This is a genomic window from Luteibacter mycovicinus, from assembly GCF_000745235.1.
GTDB lineage: Bacteria > Pseudomonadota > Gammaproteobacteria > Xanthomonadales > Rhodanobacteraceae > Luteibacter > Luteibacter mycovicinus.
In genome coordinates this window covers 641689-658157 of sequence record NZ_JQNL01000001.1, presented here as the reverse complement: position 1 = coordinate 658157, position 16469 = coordinate 641689, and the positions used below count along the sequence as shown (strand labels likewise).

At 66.5% G+C, this 16469-nt stretch carries 18 protein-coding genes; 12 read left to right on the top strand and 6 right to left on the bottom strand.

Annotated features, from left to right (window positions below; genetic code table 11):
- Complete coding sequence (locus tag FA85_RS02885; protein ID WP_036112147.1) at positions 1-345, top strand: histidine triad nucleotide-binding protein; 345 nt, start codon at positions 1-3, stop codon at positions 343-345.
- A 59-nt stretch (positions 346-404) separates the two neighbouring features.
- Here FA85_RS02885 and FA85_RS02880 read toward each other — a convergent pair whose 3' ends face one another.
- From FA85_RS02880 to FA85_RS02865, 4 genes are read right to left on the bottom strand one after another with little or no spacing between them, the layout of a single operon-like run.
- Positions 405-1007, bottom strand: a complete 603-nt coding sequence (locus FA85_RS02880; RefSeq protein WP_036112149.1) for a Slp family lipoprotein — start codon at positions 1005-1007, stop codon at positions 405-407.
- A 42-nt stretch (positions 1008-1049) separates the two neighbouring features.
- Complete coding sequence (locus FA85_RS02875) at positions 1050-3041, bottom strand: transglutaminase TgpA family protein (protein ID WP_036112151.1); 1992 nt, start codon at positions 3039-3041, stop codon at positions 1050-1052.
- Positions 3038-3994, bottom strand: a complete 957-nt coding sequence (locus FA85_RS02870) for a DUF58 domain-containing protein (protein WP_036112153.1) — start codon at positions 3992-3994, stop codon at positions 3038-3040. Before FA85_RS02870 ends, FA85_RS02875 begins: the two co-directional genes overlap by 4 nt.
- On the bottom strand, positions 3994-4935 hold the full coding sequence (locus tag FA85_RS02865; RefSeq protein WP_036112155.1) for an AAA family ATPase: 942 nt from the start codon (positions 4933-4935) through the stop codon (positions 3994-3996). The genes FA85_RS02870 and FA85_RS02865 overlap by 1 nt, the downstream gene beginning before the upstream one ends.
- A gap of 5 nt (positions 4936-4940) precedes the next feature.
- Here FA85_RS02865 and FA85_RS02860 point away from each other — a divergent pair, with 5 nt between their 5' ends.
- On the top strand, positions 4941-6560 hold the full coding sequence (locus tag FA85_RS02860; RefSeq protein ID WP_239739773.1) for an ArnT family glycosyltransferase: 1620 nt from the start codon (positions 4941-4943) through the stop codon (positions 6558-6560).
- A gap of 4 nt (positions 6561-6564) precedes the next feature.
- On the opposite strand, the gene FA85_RS02855 is transcribed toward FA85_RS02860, so the two are convergent.
- Entirely contained in the window at positions 6565-7134 is a 570-nt protein-coding gene (locus tag FA85_RS02855) for a Maf family protein (RefSeq protein WP_036112157.1), read from the bottom strand.
- 13 nt (positions 7135-7147) lie between these two features.
- Positions 7148-7594, bottom strand: coding sequence for a hypothetical protein (locus FA85_RS02850; protein WP_036112160.1), 447 nt, complete (start codon positions 7592-7594; stop codon positions 7148-7150).
- Between the two features lie 235 nt (positions 7595-7829).
- On the opposite strand from FA85_RS02850, the gene FA85_RS02845 reads away from it, so the two are divergent.
- The 10 genes from FA85_RS02845 (at position 7830) to mltG (ending at position 16452) form a co-directional block, all read left to right on the top strand.
- Entirely contained in the window at positions 7830-8267 is a 438-nt protein-coding gene (locus FA85_RS02845; RefSeq protein ID WP_308847004.1) for a YceD family protein, read from the top strand.
- Between the two features lie 18 nt (positions 8268-8285).
- Positions 8286-8480 (top strand): 50S ribosomal protein L32, encoded by a 195-nt coding sequence (gene rpmF / locus FA85_RS02840; protein WP_036112167.1) that lies wholly within the window; start codon positions 8286-8288, stop codon positions 8478-8480.
- Positions 8481-8569: 89 nt separating this feature from the next.
- Positions 8570-9538, top strand: a complete 969-nt coding sequence (locus tag FA85_RS02835) for a beta-ketoacyl-ACP synthase III (RefSeq protein ID WP_036112171.1) — start codon at positions 8570-8572, stop codon at positions 9536-9538.
- 109 nt (positions 9539-9647) lie between these two features.
- Entirely contained in the window at positions 9648-10598 is a 951-nt protein-coding gene (fabD, locus tag FA85_RS02830; RefSeq protein ID WP_036112174.1) for an ACP S-malonyltransferase, read from the top strand.
- A gap of 43 nt (positions 10599-10641) precedes the next feature.
- Positions 10642-11385, top strand: coding sequence for a 3-oxoacyl-ACP reductase FabG (gene fabG / locus FA85_RS02825; RefSeq protein ID WP_036112177.1), 744 nt, complete (start codon positions 10642-10644; stop codon positions 11383-11385).
- A gap of 170 nt (positions 11386-11555) precedes the next feature.
- The gene (acpP, locus tag FA85_RS02820) at positions 11556-11795 is read left to right on the top strand and encodes an acyl carrier protein (protein ID WP_029213434.1); all 240 of its coding nucleotides are present in this window, start codon (positions 11556-11558) and stop codon (positions 11793-11795) included.
- A 155-nt stretch (positions 11796-11950) separates the two neighbouring features.
- Positions 11951-13240, top strand: a complete 1290-nt coding sequence (fabF, locus tag FA85_RS02815) for a beta-ketoacyl-ACP synthase II (protein WP_036112182.1) — start codon at positions 11951-11953, stop codon at positions 13238-13240.
- 4 nt (positions 13241-13244) lie between these two features.
- Positions 13245-14591, top strand: a complete 1347-nt coding sequence (locus FA85_RS02810; protein WP_051943469.1) for an aminodeoxychorismate synthase component I — start codon at positions 13245-13247, stop codon at positions 14589-14591.
- Positions 14588-15424, top strand: a complete 837-nt coding sequence (gene pabC, locus FA85_RS02805; RefSeq protein ID WP_036112186.1) for an aminodeoxychorismate lyase — start codon at positions 14588-14590, stop codon at positions 15422-15424. The genes FA85_RS02810 and pabC overlap by 4 nt, the downstream gene beginning before the upstream one ends.
- Positions 15421-16452, top strand: coding sequence for an endolytic transglycosylase MltG (mltG, locus tag FA85_RS02800; protein ID WP_036112189.1), 1032 nt, complete (start codon positions 15421-15423; stop codon positions 16450-16452). The genes pabC and mltG overlap by 4 nt, the downstream gene beginning before the upstream one ends.
- Positions 16453-16469 lie beyond the last annotated feature (17 nt).

Below are 16469 nucleotides of genomic sequence, written 5' to 3'. Positions count from 1 at the left end.
ATGACCGACACCATTTTCGCCAAGATCGTCCGCCGCGAAATCCCCGCCGATATCGTCTTCGAAGACGATGACGTGCTGGCCTTCCGTGACCTCAACCCGCAGGCGCCGGTGCACGTGCTCTTCATCCCGAAGCGCGCCATCGCCACGCTGGACGATGCGACCGCGGGCGACGCCGAGTTGCTTGGAAAACTGCTGCTCGCCGCGGCGTCCTACGCCCGCGACCAGGGCCTGTCAAAGGACGGCTATCGCACCGTCATCAACACCAACACGCACGGCGGCCAGACGGTCTTCCACATCCACGTCCACCTGCTCGCCGGCCGCCAGATGCACTGGCCGCCGGGCTAAGCAGAACGGCAGGCACAAAAAAGCCGGCACATGGCCGGCTTTTTTGTGGGTCGCGATACTCAGCGAGCGCGCGGCGGCGGCGGCGGCGGGGGCCGCACGATGATCGTGCGCGGGCGGTAATAGAACGGATCGCCCCACGGACCGTAGCCGTACGGGCCAAAACCCGGGCCCCAGCCCGGACCCCAGAACGGGTCGTAGAACCCCGGACCGTAGCCACGGTTGATCGGCACGCGCTTCGGCCAGAGGTAGACGACGTCTGCCTCGACGCGTGGATAGGCGTAATCGAAGTCGCCCACCTTCTGCGAGACGGCGCCATGCAGCGTGCCGGTGACGGTGATTTCGCGACCGCGGGTGAACACCTCGGGGTCGTAGAAGCCGTCGCGGCAGGCGACGAAGCGGCCCTGGCTATCGGACTTGCTGGCCGTCGGCCGGGCTTCGCTGTCGAGCGGCTCGGAAAGCACGAAGAAACACGTCTGCTGCGGACCCGGCTCCGTCTTGATGATTTCGCCGCCCCAGCGCACTTTCGCGCCAGGTGCGCCCCCCTGCTGGGCGCCCGAAGTGGATACGTCGTTGAACTGACCCTGCAGCGGCTGCGGCACCGTGGCGCAAGCGCCGAGAGCCAGAGTCGCGGCCGCGATGGCCAGCGGTTTGTACATGGACATGACACATCTCCTGGAAGCGCCGGACACAGTCGGCGCCATGACCTATTTGACCACGCGGCGCGGCCTTAATTCCTTCACCGCACGACTGAATTCACTTACTGATTCAGGCGGCGGTTCGTCATTGGCATAACGCGACCGCGAGTAGACCTCGCTCAACCTTTCCAATGCATTTCGATGGTCGGGCAGCGCGCGGGCGGCGCGAGCCATGAAATGCTTCGGTCCTTCGCCTGCCCGTCGTGTCACGCCGGCCTTTTCGAGTTTCCGCTGTAGCCGGCGCATCCACACATCCAACTCATCGCCTTCACGTCGCTGAAAAAGTGCCCATCCCAGGGCGACCACGACCAGCAGGGAGCAACCGATGGCGAGGACGATCGCCAGGTCGCCGACTTCCGCCCGGCGGATGCCGAACGGCTGCAGCAGGCCCTGCTGACGGAGCGAGTCGAATCCGTTAACGGCCTGGTTCCACCATTGGTTGACCACATCCCAGCGATCTCGCGCGCTTCGCCACCACGCCGCATTGAAGAAACTGTCGCCGCCGTCACCTACCGCCGCGGCGGCCGCGGCACCCAGCGTGACGCGTTCGGGGCGTACGGCGCCGGTCGGATCGAAACGAACCCAGCCGCGTCCTTCGAGCCAGAGTTCCGTCCACGCGTGTGCGTCGGCCCGACGAATCAGGAGGTAGTGTCCGAGCGCATTCCAGTAGCCGCCCTGATAGCCGGTGACCACGCGCGCGGGGATGCCCGCGGCGCGCATTAGAAAGGTGAAGGTCGACGAATAGTGCTCGCAGTAACCCTCGCGGGTGCCGAACAGGAAGTCGTCGATGCGGTCGCGTCCCAGTGGCGCCGCGGCCAGCGTGTAGCGGAAGCCGCCGTCGTGAAACATCGCCAGGGCGGCCTGGGCGATCGCGGTGGGGTTGCCGCCGAATTGCGCGACCCACGCGGCCGCCTGCGCCCGCGCACGTGGCCCGACGTTCGCCGGAAGCTGCAGGTTGGCGCGACGGGTCTGCGGGTCCAGCGTCGCATCGAGACGGTATTCGCCGGTCGCCGTCGCGTCGTACGTATAGGTCTTGTCGAGTCGCTGATTCGCGAGCGCGGTCCGATCGCTACGCATGCTCGCATCGGTGGGCGCGGTCACGGGCATGTCGAGCATGGGCAGCACCCGCTCGCGCGTCGGCTCCAGCGTGACCCGATAGTGGAACCGCGCCGATCCCTCGAGGACGCTGTCATCGCGGCGGAGAAATCCCGGACTCCATGCCTGTCCGTCGAAGCGCGTCATCGTGAAGGCGCGGAAGTAACGCGAGCTGGCAATCGGGACGGGCCCATCGAAGCTGACGCGCATCGCGGGTGTGTCGTCGGTAAGCACCTCGGCCATGTCGCCGGGTGCCATGCGGTCCGACAGTCCGGTCGTGGCGCGGTCTATCGTCGGCGCTCCCCAGAGGGGTGAACTCAGGCGGGGAATGAACAGGAAGGCGAACAGGGCGAGGGGGATCGACACGACCAGAGCCAGAAGCACCGGCATGACCTCGACGCGCAGGCGCATGCGTGCAGGCTCCACTTCCTCCACCGAGCGCAGGGTCATCACGGCGGGCACGATGCCCAGGGCGACGATCAGCGTCGCGACGATGCTCTGGTCGAACAGCAATGCGCTCATCAGTGCGAACGCGGCGAAAGCCACGCCGACGCGCGCGTCGCGCAATCGCTCGCTCTCCATCAGTTTGAGCACCAGCAGGCCCACCGCGAACGCGCTGCCGGGCTCGCGTCCGAACAGGGTGCCGTAGGTGGAAACGATGAGCGCGAGCAGCAGTCCGATCAGCGGGACCTTGATCCAGACCGGTGGATGACGACCGCCTCGACGACGTTGCTGCCAGCGGGCCACCAGGACAACAGCGAGGCCAGCCGTCAGCCACCAGGGCAGGTGCGGCGCGTGGACGCCGACGACGAACGCCATGGTGAGGCAGAGCAGGTCGAACGATCGGGGCGCGAGGCGGGGCTCGTCCGACGGGCGTGCACGCAGCGAAGGGCGGAAGCCGGTCATGGGCGCAGCGCCAGGGCGGTCATGCAGCGGTGGTAATGCTCGTCACCCTGTGCCACGTCGAAATATCCGTCCGGCAGGCGAAGGCTCCAGCGACGGCCGGATTCGCGAGCCTCGTCCACCCAGCGGGCCAGTCGGGAGATCCGCGACTCGTCGTCGAGTCCGTGCATGCTGTCCCAGTCCAGTCGCCAGTCTTCCTGTGGCGCGGGCTGTTCCAGATCCTTCACCAGCAGGGAGTGGTGCCGGGCACTCAGTTTCCAGGCGATAAGCCGGCGCGGATCGCCGGCACGATATTCGCGCAGCGAAGCGAGTTCGTCGCCGGGGCGGGGGCGACCGCGGTCCGCATCGCCCTGCGGTTCGAAAGGTGTCGGACCCATGCCTTCGGGGCGCGGATACACGAGCACGGCCCGATCGGGATTGAGCCAGCTCCAGACACGGAACATGCCCAGAGGCCAGCGGCTGTGCAGTCGCATGCGCGGCAGCGGCAACCAGCCGCGGAACTCGGTGGGCAGGTCGAACTCCACCGTCGCCGCTCCGCCTGCCGGTACGACCACCACGTGTTCCCTGCCGTCGACATCCAGGCGCACAGCCATGCGCTCGCGCTGCGATGCGCCGATATCGAGGAAGACACGAACGTTCTCGCCGGCGCGCGCCGTGCCCATCCGCAGGCCGCCCACGGTGATGCCGTTGAGCACGCGAAACGCCACCAGCATGCTGCCGGCACTCACCGAGCCGACCAGACAGGTGAGGAGCAGGGCGGCGTTATTGGCGTAGTTCAGCGCGCCGATCAGCATGACGGCCAGCAGCACGGTAAACCCCAGGCCGAAACCCGTCGGCACGATATAGATGCGCCGCCGGTGCAGCACGATGGGCATCGGCTCGCGCTGGCGCATGCGGGTGAGTGACGGCAGTCGTCGCTCCGCCCAGGCGGTGAGTCGCTGCACCGCGTCGGGCATCAGGGCACCGCGGTCTCGGCGAGAATCGCCCGGGCAATGACCTCGCGCTGGCTTCCCCGTCCGGGCACCAGTCGGTGCGCGGCGGTGGGGACGAACACGGTCTGGACGTCCTCGGGAATGACGTAGTCACGGCCGCTCAGCAACGCCCACGCGCGCGATGCCGCAAGCAGGGCGAGTCCGGCGCGGGGCGACAGGCCGACCCGCACTTCGCTGTGTTTACGGCTGGCCGTCAGCAGGGCCTGCAGGTAGTCGAGCAGGGTGCCGGTGACCTTCACCGCCTGGGATGCCGCATGCAACTGGTCGATCGCCGCGATGTCGAGGCGTGGACTGAGCGAGGCCATCATGTCGCGGCGGTCCTCGCCGATCAGCAGCGCGCGTTCGGCGGCGGGGTCGGGGTAGTCGAGGCTCAGGCGCAGCATGAAGCGATCGAGCTGCGAATCAGGCAGAGGGAACGTGCCGGCGAGATCCAGCGGATTCTGCGTCGCGACGACGAAGAAGGGGCGAGGCAGTTCGTGCGTCACACCGTCCACGGTGACCTGTCCCTCGGCCATGGCCTCGAGCAGGGCGCTCTGCGATTTCGGCGTGGCGCGGTTGATCTCGTCCGCCAGCAGGAGGCTGGTGAAGATCGGGCCGGGATGGAAACGGAACTCGCCGGTCTCGCGCTCGTACACGCTGACCCCGATAATGTCCGAAGGCAGCAGGTCGCTGGTGAACTGGATGCGCTGGAACTCGAGGTCGAAGGTGGCCGCCAGCGCATGAGCAAGCGTGGTCTTGCCGACACCCGGGACGTCTTCGAGTAGCAGGTGTCCTCCGGCGATCAGGCAGGCGAACGCCAGCTTGACCTGTCGTGGCTTGCCCAGAAGTACGCCGTTGACCTGTGCGAGGGCGCCATCGAGTCGATGGCGCAGCATTTCATCGTTGAGTGGATTCGTTGCGGACATGATCGATGCGTGAGCTCCCCGTCCTGGCCATGTCGATGCGAGATCGTTCGAGTGTAGCGGCGCGCGCGCGATCCTGGCGAGGCACGTTTCTCGTCCTGTTCGCGCTGGCGCTGCTGGGCAAGCTTTTCATCGCATGCACCTTGTCGCCCTTCGGTGACGAAGCGTTCTACTGGCAGGAGAGCCTCACACCCGCATGGGGCTACAGCGACCTTCCGCCCCTCACGGCGTGGCTGATCGCGGTATCGGAGGCGTGCTTCGGTCACGGCCTTCTGTCGATGCGCCTGCCATTTCTGCTGATCGGTGCCTGCATCCCGTGGCAGGTCGGCTCGATCGCGAGACGCTACGGTGGTGAGGTAGCGCGCTGGCAGGCGGCGACCTTCGCCCTGAGCCTTCCGCTGGTTGGATCGCTGGGTGTGCTGGCGTTGCCCGATGTACCGCTGACCTTCGCCATCGTGCTTGCCTCGCAAGGTTTGATCGCCGCACTTGAGAAAAATCTGTATCGCGACTGGACGCTGCTCGGCCTGGCGCTGGCGATCGCCTGGATGACCCACTATCGCGCCGCCATGCCGATGCTTGGCGGCCTCGTGTTTCTGGTCGCCACCGCGCGCGGCAGGGCGCAGTGGCGGCGTCCCGGCATCTGGCTTGCGCTGGCTCTGGCGTCGATCGGTCTCGTGCCCATCGTGCTCTACAACATGGCGTCGCGCGGCGCCGGTGTGGCGTTTCAGCTGGTCGACCGGAATCCCTGGCAGTTTCATGCGGATGCGCTGGTGCAGCCGCTGGAGCAGGCCGTGGCCTGCACACCCGTCGCATGGGTGGTGATGCTCTGGGCGCTGTGGCGAAGCTGGCGCCGTCGCGCGGAGGCGCCCTTCGATGTCGTCGCGGCTATCGCGGGCACGTTCGTCCTTGCTTACTTCGTGCTTGGCCTGTTCGCGGACGACGTGCGCTTTCGTGCGCACTGGCCGCTGCCCGCTTACACGCTGCTGTGCGCCGCACTACCGTTACTGCTCGAGGATGCCGCGCGCGGATGGCGCAGGGCGGCGCGCGGTGGATTTGCGCTCGCGGCGCTGGGGCTGGTCATCGGGCTGGCCTATCTCGGTCTTGCCGCGTCGCCGTCGGGCGCCCGCATGCTTTCGGGAGCCAAGGCGTTTCCGGCGAATTTCACGGGCTGGCGGGAGTCCTCGGCCGCGGTCGCGAGGGTATTGCGCGCGGACCCATCCCTGGTCGTGGTGGCCGACAACTTCATGCTGGCGGCGGAACTGCGTTTCGCACTCGGCGGCGGGCGCGAGATCTATGCGCTCGACAGTCCGCTGAACACGAAGCATGGTCGCGCAAGACAGCTCGCCGACTGGGGTCTGGATGAAATAGGACTGTCCCTGCATGAGGGCTCGCGGTTGCTGCTCGTGGTCGACGAAACCGCGCTGCGTGAGCGTGAGAGGCGCGACTGGCTGGGATCGGTGTGTTCGCGCGTGGCGCTGGGTGAGTCGGTGACTCGTCTTGACCTGTTCGACAAGCGGCGTCGTTTTGCCTTGTATCGTGCCGGGCCGGCGCCGCCGACGTCGGAGCCGGGTCTCGCGGACCCCGACGCCTGCCGGGTTTGGACCGCTGCCGCGCGCGCCGGCGGCTGAGGGCTCAGGGGAGTTCGACGCCCGCGGCGCGCAGCAGGCGTGACGTCGCGATCAGCGGCAGACCGACCAGCGCCGTAGGGTCTTCGTTGACGATGCGCTCGAACAGGGCGATACCCAGTCCTTCGCACTTGAAGCTCCCCGCGCAGTCGAGTGGCCGCTCGCGTTCCACGTAGCGTTCGATGTCCGCCTGGGTGAGGGTTCGGAACGTCACCCGGGTTTCGTCGACGTGGGTCAGTGCGTCGCCTTGCGCATCGATGACGCAGACGGCCGTGTGAAAGACCACGTCATGGCCCGAGCTCGCGGCGAGCTGCCGGTGGGCCTGATGGACGGTGCCGGGCTTGTCCAGCACGGTGCCGTCGAGATCGGCGACCTGATCGGATCCGATCACGACGCTGCCGGGGCGGAGGGCGGCGACCGCGCGCGCTTTCGCCTCCGCCAGACGGGCTGCGCGGGAGGCGGGCGCTTCGCCGGGAAGGGCTGCTTCATCCGTACCGGGCGAAACTTGCCCGAAGTCATCGAGCAGGCGCCGCAGCAGGCCGGCCCGGTAGTGGGAGGTCGATGCGAGGACGACCATCGGGGAGGGCACGTCAGAATTCCTTGTGAATGTGTTCGCGCACGGCCGTGTCGAGTGCGGTCTGGGCGTCGTCGAGGGCACGCAGGCGGGGTTCCAGCTGCTGGCGGGCGCGGACCAGGGCATCCACCGCCTCATCGAGCTCGCGCTGGCTGGCGTCAGGCCCGCGGTCGCGGATCCACAGCCGCTGCTGGAGCAGGGCGCGCAGTCCGGAGTCCACGGCCTGCTGAGCCTCGATCTCGCCTGCCGCGGGCTGGTCGGGGCTGACCGACATCACCGCATGGGCACGCTGAAGGCGATCCCGGCAATCCTTCAGATCCGCCTCCAGCCGGTCGGCGTTGTCCATCAGGCTCTGCAGGGCGCCGTGGCGTCGGCGCGTCCGCTGGTGGCGGAGCACCCATACGGAGAGCCCGACCGCTAGCGCAAAGACGATGGCAAGTGCATAATATGCAACGGAAAACACGCGACCTCTTCCTTCCTGGGGGCTGGTGGCGGCAATCGGGAACCAGGCATGGCAGTCTGCACGAAAGCCCCGCGACTGCGCAAAACCGCCCTGTGTCCCACATTCGACCGCCTAACCGGTTGACTTCAAGGGTGTTGATGCCTACCATTTCCCGATTATGTCCGTGACTTTGCCATCGTCCGTGGACGCTTGGCGCGAAGTTCGTGCGCGGCGTTCGTTTCAGGGTCAGCTTCCCGTGTCGGTTTTCACCCGTCTCGGAGAAGTCATCGCGTCCACCGAGGGTGACGTGACCTACGAACTGGACTTCGGCACCGACGACTTCGGCACGAAGTACGTAGCCGTCCGTGCGACAGCACCGTTGACACTCATCTGTCAGCGATCGCTCGAGCCGTTCGTGCTGCCGGTCGAAGTCGATACGCGTCTCGGACTGATCGTGCGTGAGAGTGAGGAAGCCGGGCTTCCGCCGGGTTACGAGGCTTTGCTGGTCGAAGACGACGGCAAGCTCAATCCCATCGCGACGATCGAAGATGAACTGCTGTTGGTGCTGCCCCTGGTCCCGGTCAATCCGGACTATGAGTTGCCCGACGACATGCTTGGAGCCGGTGAGGAAGAAGAACCCTTGCCGGAAAAGACCGAAAACCCGTTCGCGGCACTCCGCGGACTCATTAAGTAATTTCGCTGGAGATTCGCCATGGCCGTTGCCAAGAGCCGCAAGACCCCGTCCACCCGCGGCATGCGTCGTTCGCACGATGCGCTGACCACCGTTCAGCTGTCGACCGACCCGACGAGCGGCGAAGTCCACCTGCGTCACCACGTGACCAAGGACGGCTTCTACCGTGGTAAGAAGGTCATCGACACCCGCGGCGCGGTTGAAGTCGAAGACTGATCCGTCCCGCCAGGGATGATCAGAACGCAGGCGGCGCGGCAACGCGCCGTTTTGCGTTTCCGAAACACCATCACGATGGGGATACGGTTCTGAAATACGCCCGCATCATAGGCACCGGCAGCGCACTTCCCGACAGGGTGGTCACCAATGCCGACCTCGAAAAGATCGTCGACACCAGTGACGAATGGATTCGCACGCGCACGGGTATCACCGAGCGCCACATCGCCGCGGACGGCGAAACCACCAGCGATCTCGCCTTCCTTGCCGCGCAGCGTGCGCTCGAGGCGGCTGGCGTCAAGGCCAGCGACATCGACCTGATCGTCGTCGGTACGACGACGCCGGATCTCATCTTTCCGTCCACCGCCTGTCTGGTTCAGCACCGGCTGGGTGCCAACGGCTGTGCCGCGTTCGACGTCAATGCGGCCTGCTCGGGCTTCGTTTACGCCCTGGGCGTGGCCAATGCGTTCATTCGCAGCGGACAGTCGAAGCGCGCGCTGGTGATCGGTGCCGAGACGCTGACCCGCATGGTCGACTGGACCGAGCGCGAGAGTTGCGTTCTCTTCGGTGACGGCGCCGGCGCGGTCGTTCTCGATGCGTCCGACGAACCGGGCATCTACACGACGCGCATGCGCGCCGACGGCGGATTCAAGCATCTGCTGTTCAACCCGGTCGGCGTATCCGTCGGCTTCACCGACGCGCCCAACCATGGGGTGAAGATCACCATGCTTGGCCGCGAGGTGTTCAAGGTCGCGGTGAAGACGCTCGACGCGCTGGTCGGTGAGACGCTCGCCGACGCGGGCATGACCGAGGACCAGGTCGACTGGCTGATCCCTCACCAGGCCAACCTTCGGATCATCGAGGCAACGGCCAAGCGGCTGAACATGTCGATGGACCGCGTGATCGTCACGGTCGACAAGCACGCCAACACCTCGTCGGGTTCGGTGCCGCTGGCGCTCGATTACGCCGTCCGGTCGGGCAAGGTGAAGCGCGGGCAGAATCTGCTGCTCGAGGCGTTCGGCGGCGGGTTTACCTGGGCGTCCGCGCTTCTGAGGTATTGATCGGTGACGCGGCAACGACTGACTCCGACGCCACCACACGCCTGCGAATGGTGCAATCGCCTCCGGGTTGCTGCACCATTCGCGGTTTGAAGTCCCGGAATCGTCTCGAATGACCTCATCCAGCGCCTCGCTCGCCTTCGTTTTCCCTGGCCAGGGTTCGCAGTCCGTCGGCATGCTTGCCGACCTCGCCGCCGCGCACCCTGAAGTCCGTGCCACCTTTGACGAAGCTTCCGCGGGCGCCGGTGTCGATCTGTGGGACATCAGCCAGAACGGCCCGGAAGAAAAGCTCAACAGCACCGAGAACACGCAGCCGGCACTCCTGGCCGCCAGCGTTGCCGTCTGGCGTGTCTGGGTGAAGCAGGGCGGTGTCATGCCGGCCTTCCTCTCCGGCCATAGCCTCGGCGAGTACAGCGCGCTGGTCGCCGCGGGCGCCTTGTCCCTGAAGGATGCCGCCGGGCTGGTCGCCGAGCGTGGCCGCCTGATGCAGGCCGCCGTGCCGGCTGGCGTGGGCGCCATGGCTGCGATCATCGGTGGCGACGACGCCCAGATCGCCCAGGTCTGTGAAGAAGTGGCCCAGGGGCAGGTCGTCGCTCCGGCCAACTTCAACTCGCCGGGCCAGCTGGTGATCGCGGGTCACGCCGAGGCGGTGGACCGCGCTCTGGCGCGTCTTGCCGAGCTCGGCGTGAAGAAGGCGGTGAAACTGGCCGTTTCCGTGCCGTCGCATTGCATGCTGATGCGCGATGCCGCCGATCGCCTCGGCGAAAAGATGGCCGCCATCGAGTGGTCGATGCCGTCGATTCCGGTGATTCAGAACGCCGACGCCGCGGCGCACACCTCGGTCGAGGACATTCGTGGGGCGCTGATGCGCCAGCTCTACCTGCCGGTACGCTGGACCGAATGTGTCCAGGCGCTGGCCGCCGCCGGGGTGACTCAGGCGCTCGAGTGCGGTCCGGGCAAGGTTCTGGCGGGTCTTATCAAGCGTATCGACAAGTCGGTGGAGGCGAAGCCCATCGGCGCGCCTGCCGACCTCGATGCCGCCCTGGCGGCCGTGCAGGCCTGATCCGGCCCTTCTTCTTTCTTAAGTACGACAGGACAAGCACTCCATGACCCAGTCCCTGAAGGGTGAAGTCGCCCTCGTCACCGGCGCCAGTCGCGGTATCGGCGCGGCGATCGCCGATCGGCTCGCCGCGCTCGGCGCGATCGTTTTCGGTACGGCCACCAGCGAGGCCGGTGCGCAGGCCATCAGCGAGCGCCTCGCGCCGCACGGCGGCCACGGCCGCGTGCTCAACGTCACGGACCCTGCCGCGATCGAGGCGCTGATCGACGCGGTCGCCAGGGAGACCGGTGCTGTTTCCATCCTGGTGAATAACGCCGGCATAACGCGCGACCAGCTGCTCATGCGCATGAAGGAAGACGACTGGAGCGCGATCATCGAGACCAATCTGACCTCGGTGTTCCGTACGTCCAAGGCCGTCATGCGCGGCATGATGAAGGCACGCAAGGGTCGCATCATCAGCATCGCCTCGGTCGTGGGCGTCACCGGCAACCCCGGTCAGGCCAATTACGCGGCCGCCAAGGCGGGCATCATCGCGTTCTCCAAGTCGCTGGCCCGCGAGATCGGCTCACGTGGCATCACGGTCAACGTGGTGGCGCCGGGTTTCATCGACACCGACATGACCCGCGCCCTGCCGGAGGAGCAGCGCACGGCGCTGCTGGCCGGCATCGCCCTGGGGCACCTGGGTGAATCGGAGGATATCGCCGAAGCCGTGGCCTTCCTGGCCTCGCCCGCGGCGAAATACATCACCGGCGAGACGCTCCACGTCAACGGCGGCATGTACATGCCCTGATGGGGCAGGGCCGGCGGCAGTCGCCACCGGCCCGTTTTTGAGAGACAATCTCTTTTTCGCGTCCGGCTCAGAAAAGTCGGACGTTATTCACGTGGCGGCGGTGTGTTGGCGGGCCTGGTCCTTAGCCACTACAATGCCGCCGGATTTTTCCCTCGGGAGGTAAAGGCAACATGAGCACCATCGAAGAGCGCGTCAAGAAAATCGTCGTTGAACAGCTGGGCGTTAAGGAAGACGAAGTCACCACCAACGCTTCGTTCGTGGACGATCTCGGCGCCGATTCGCTCGACACCGTTGAGCTCGTGATGGCCCTCGAAGAAGAGTTCGAGTGCGAGATCCCGGACGAAGAAGCTGAGAAGATCACCACGGTTCAGCAGGCGGTCGATTACGTCAAGGCCCACGTCAAGGCCTGATCCACATCTACCGGCTGGTTGTCGATCGGAGGCGTCGCCTCCCGTCGATCTCCGAGCGACATGGAAGCTGCGCCTTACGGCGCAGTTTTCGTTTGCGGCAAACGCAACCTGCGCCCGCGTATGGTTTGCGCGGGAACAGTTGAGGATGAGAACGCATGAGTAAACGACGTGTGGTAGTGACCGGTATGGGCATCATCTCGCCGGTCGGCAACGATGTCGCCACCGCCTGGAAGAATGTGGTCGAAGGCAATACCGGCATCGGTCCGGTGAGTGAATTCGACGCCAGCGCCTATAGCACCCGTATCGCGGGCGAGGTCAAGGGGTTCGATCCTGTCGACGCCTTCTTCGTCGGTACCGATACGCCGGACGACGAGCGTCGTTCGGTCGCCAAGGATTTCAAGCGGATGGATCCGTTCATCCACTACGGCATCGTCGCCGGCACGCATGCGTTCCGTCAGTCGGGTCTCGTGGTGACCGATGAAAACGCGGGCCGCATCGGTGTCGCGGCAGGCGCCGGTATCGGTGGCCTGCACACGATCGAAGGCACGGCGCTCGAGCTTCACGAGAAGGGTCCCCGTAAGGTGTCGCCGTTCTACGTGCCCAGCTCCATCATCAACATGGTGGCCGGCAACCTGTCGATCTACCACGGCCTCAAGGGCCCGAACATCGCGCTCGTGTCGGCATGCACCACCGCCGCGCACAACATCGGCATGGCCATGCGTCTGATCCAGTACGGCGATGCCGATGCGATGATCGCCGGCGGTGCGGAATTCGCCACGACGCCGACGGCGATGGCGGGCTTCTGCTCGGCCAAGGCCATGTCCACGCGCAACGACGACCCGGCGCACGCCAGCCGTCCTTGGGACACCGGTCGCGACGGCTTCCTGCTGTCCAATGGCGCCGGCATGCTGATGCTCGAGGAATACGAGCACGCCATGGCGCGCGGTGCCACCATCCTGGCCGAGCTCGTCGGCTTCGGTATGAGCGGCGACGCGTACCACATCACCGCGCCGAGCGGCGACGGTGCGGAACTGGCCATGCGCAACGCACTGCACGACGCCGGCCTGACCGCCGAAGACGTGCGCTACGTCAACGCGCACGGTACCTCCACGCCGGTGGGCGATCTGGGCGAAGCCAGGGCCATCCGCAACGTGTTCGGCGAACACGCCACGAAGCAGGGCGCGTTCTCGGTCAGCTCGACCAAGTCCGTCACCGGTCATCTGCTGGGTGCCGCGGGTGGTGTCGAAGCCATCTTCTCGATCATGGCGATTCGCGACGGCATCATGCCGCCGACGATGAACCTCGAGAACGTGGATCCGGAAGTCGCCGCGCTCGGCATGGATCTGGTGCCGAACAAAGCGGAGAAGGCCGACATCGACGTCGTCGTATCGAACTCGTTCGGCTTCGGCGGAACCAACGGTACGCTCGTCTTCCGTCGCGTCTGACGCGTTGGCTTTCGTCACGCGAACCCTGGCCGGCCGGCGCGATCTCCTCGCGCCGGCCGCGTCGTATCCGGCGCGCTATCCGGCGTTGCTGGCCAGTGCCGTCACCGGAACGCCGCAATCGCGTTTCGACATCCTGTTTGCCGCCGGCACCGAATCCCTCACGCTGTACGCGGACGGTGTCGTTCGCGATGCACGCGGCGATGTCATCGAGGGAAGCTTTCTCGACGCGCTCGATGCGGCGTGGTCGCGACGTCGCAGGCCGCGTGTCGATGACGGCCTGCCGTTTCACGGCGGCTGGGTCGTATATCTGGCATACGAACTGGTGGGGCAGATCGAGCCGGGCCTGCATCTGCCGGCATCGAACGGTGCGGCACCGGTGGCCATCGCCTTGCGTGCGCCAGCCGCCGCGGTGGTCGACCACATCGAGCGGCGCACCGTTCTCGTCGCGGAAGAAACGGCCCCGGAGTGGCTCGATCGTCTTGAGAGCGATCTCGCGCTTGACGCCCCGTCGATGGCGCTGGCGACGCCGCTCGCCGTCGACGAAGACGAGCCACGACGTTTCCTCGATGGCGTCACGCGTATCCACGAGCACCTGCGTGCGGGCGACGTTTTTCAGGTGAATCTCTCACGGCGCTGGTGTGCGCGTTTCGCCCAGGCGCCGTTACCGGCCAGCCTGATGCTCGCGCTGCGCAAGGCCAATCCGGCGCCGTTCGCCGGGCTGCTGCAGCAACCGGGCTGGGCCATCGTCAGTTCGTCACCCGAGCGCCTGGTCGAGTCGCGCGGCGGCGTGCTGCAGACGCGGCCGATCGCCGGTACGCGACCGCGTGTCGCCGGCGATGACGACGTGGAGAAAATTCGCGAACTCACCTCGCATCCGAAGGAGCGTGCCGAGCACGTCATGCTGATCGACCTCGAGCGCAACGATCTCGGGCGTGTCTGCGTGCCGGGCAGCGTCCGCGTCGACGAGCTGATGGTGGTGGAGAGCTACGCTCACGTGCATCACATCGTCAGCAACGTGTCGGGTCGCGCACGCGAGGGGATCACGCCCGGACAGATCATCGCGGCGACGTTCCCTGGCGGAACGATCACCGGTTGTCCGAAGGTTCGGTGCATGGAGATCATCGGCGCACTGGAGCAGGAGGCGCGTGGTGCGTACACGGGCGCGCTGGGCTATCTGGATGACCAGGGCGACATGGATCTCAACATCCTGATCCGTACCCTGACCGTCGAAGGGACCGAGGTCTCGTTCCGTGCGGGCGCGGGCATCGTGACCGACTCCGTGCCGGAGAAGGAACTCGACGAGACGCGGGCCAAGGCGCGCGGCTTGCTGCGGGTGTTCGGCGCCGGATGAGCGCGCGCGTTTCCGTGGATTTCGTCGATGGCGACCGTATCCCGGCGGCCGACCGGGGTTTCACTTACGGCGACGGGGTGTTTGAAACATTACGCATGGTCGACGGGCGCGTCCCGCTGTGGCCGCGGCACGTGGCCCGGCTGCGCGATGGTTGCACGCGCCTGCGCATGCCCGTGCCGGACGTGGATGCGATCCTCGCTGAAGTGGAGCGCCTTGCCACGGACCTGAGCGATGCGGTGGTCCGCGTCACGCTCAGCCGTGGCGATGGCATGCGCGGGTATGCGCCGCCACAGCCGCAACGGCCACGCGTGGTCGTGCAGGTCGCTCCGCTGTCGCTGGATGCCGGCGCCTACGCGGAGGGTGTTTCCGTCCGTCTTTGCGACACCCGCCTCGCCACGCAGCCTCTGCTGGCCGGGATGAAGCATCTCAATCGTCTGGAGCAGGTGCTGGCCCGTGCCGAATGGTCCGATGCCACCTGGACCGAGGGTCTCATGCTCGACGATCGCGGCGACGTTGTCTGTGCCACCGCCGCCAACGTGTTTGCTGTCTTCGATGGGCGACTGGTGACGCCACCGGTGGATCGCTGCGGTGTCGCCGGTGTGGCGCGTGCCGAAGTGCTCGCCATTCGCAACGTCGAGGTAGCTCCGATCAGCCCCTTGCGACTTGCCGAAGCCGACGAGGTCTTCCTCACGTCGGCCGTTCGGGGCATGCTTCCCGTTCGGGTCTTCGCGACCCGGTCGTGGCAGCCCGGTCCCGTCACGCGTGCGCTTCAGGCGCACTGGGGACGTCTGGGCCTGCCGTTGCCTGTCGGCTTCGAGGATTCCGATCGATGAAAGTGCGCGGCATCGCCCTCTGGCGTGTCATTTTGCTGGTGGTGCTGGTCGCGGCGATCGCCGCCGGGTCCTGGCTGTGGTTCGACTGGGCGCGTTTCGCCCGTACCCCGCTGGCGATTCCCGCCGCCGGGCAGAGCATCGACGTAGCACGCGGTGCGTCATTCAGGGACATCGTGCGTGACCTGCGCGACCGCCATGCGACCGCGGCGCCCTCGTTGTACTGGCGCGTGCTCTCCATGGAGATGCACGCCTCGGGCCGCCTGCACGCGGGCGAGTTCGCCCTGCGTCCCGGGATGACGCCGCGCGATCTCATCGGCGACATGGCCAATGGCCGTGTCCTGCAGCGCAACCTGACCATCGTGGATGGCTGGAGCTTTGCCGACCTGCGTCGCACGCTCGCGGCGGTGCCGACGCTGACCCACGACACCGCGGACCTCGACGATGCGGCGATCATGCGCCTGATCGGCGCCCCGGAGGGCGACAACCCGGAAGGGCGCTTCCTCCCCGAGACCTATGCCTATGTGAAAGACGACAAGGAGTCGAGCATCCTCAAGCGAGCGTATGTGGCGATGGGCAAGACGCTCGATGCCGCCTGGGCCGGTCGCGCGAAAGATCTCCCGCTGGCCAGCGCCTACGAGGCGCTGATCCTCGCCTCGATCGTCGAGAAGGAAACGGGCAGGGCGGATGAGCGTCCGCGAATCGCAGGCGTCTTCGTGCGTCGTCTCGAAGGCCGGATGCTGCTGCAGACGGATCCGACGGTGATCTATGGCATGGGCGCGTCGTACGCCGGCAGCATCCACAAGAGCGACCTCACGACCGACACCCCCTACAATACGTACACGCGGACAGGTCTGCCGCCGACGCCGATCGCGCTGCCAGGGCGCGCGGCGATCCTGGCGGCGGTGCATCCGGCGGACGGCAAGGAGCTGTATTTCGTCGCTAAAGGCGACGGCAGCCACGTCTTCTCGTCGTCCCTCGAAGAACATAACCGGGCCGTGGCCTGCTACCAGTTGAAGCGATGCCAGTGACGACACTCCAGCGCAGC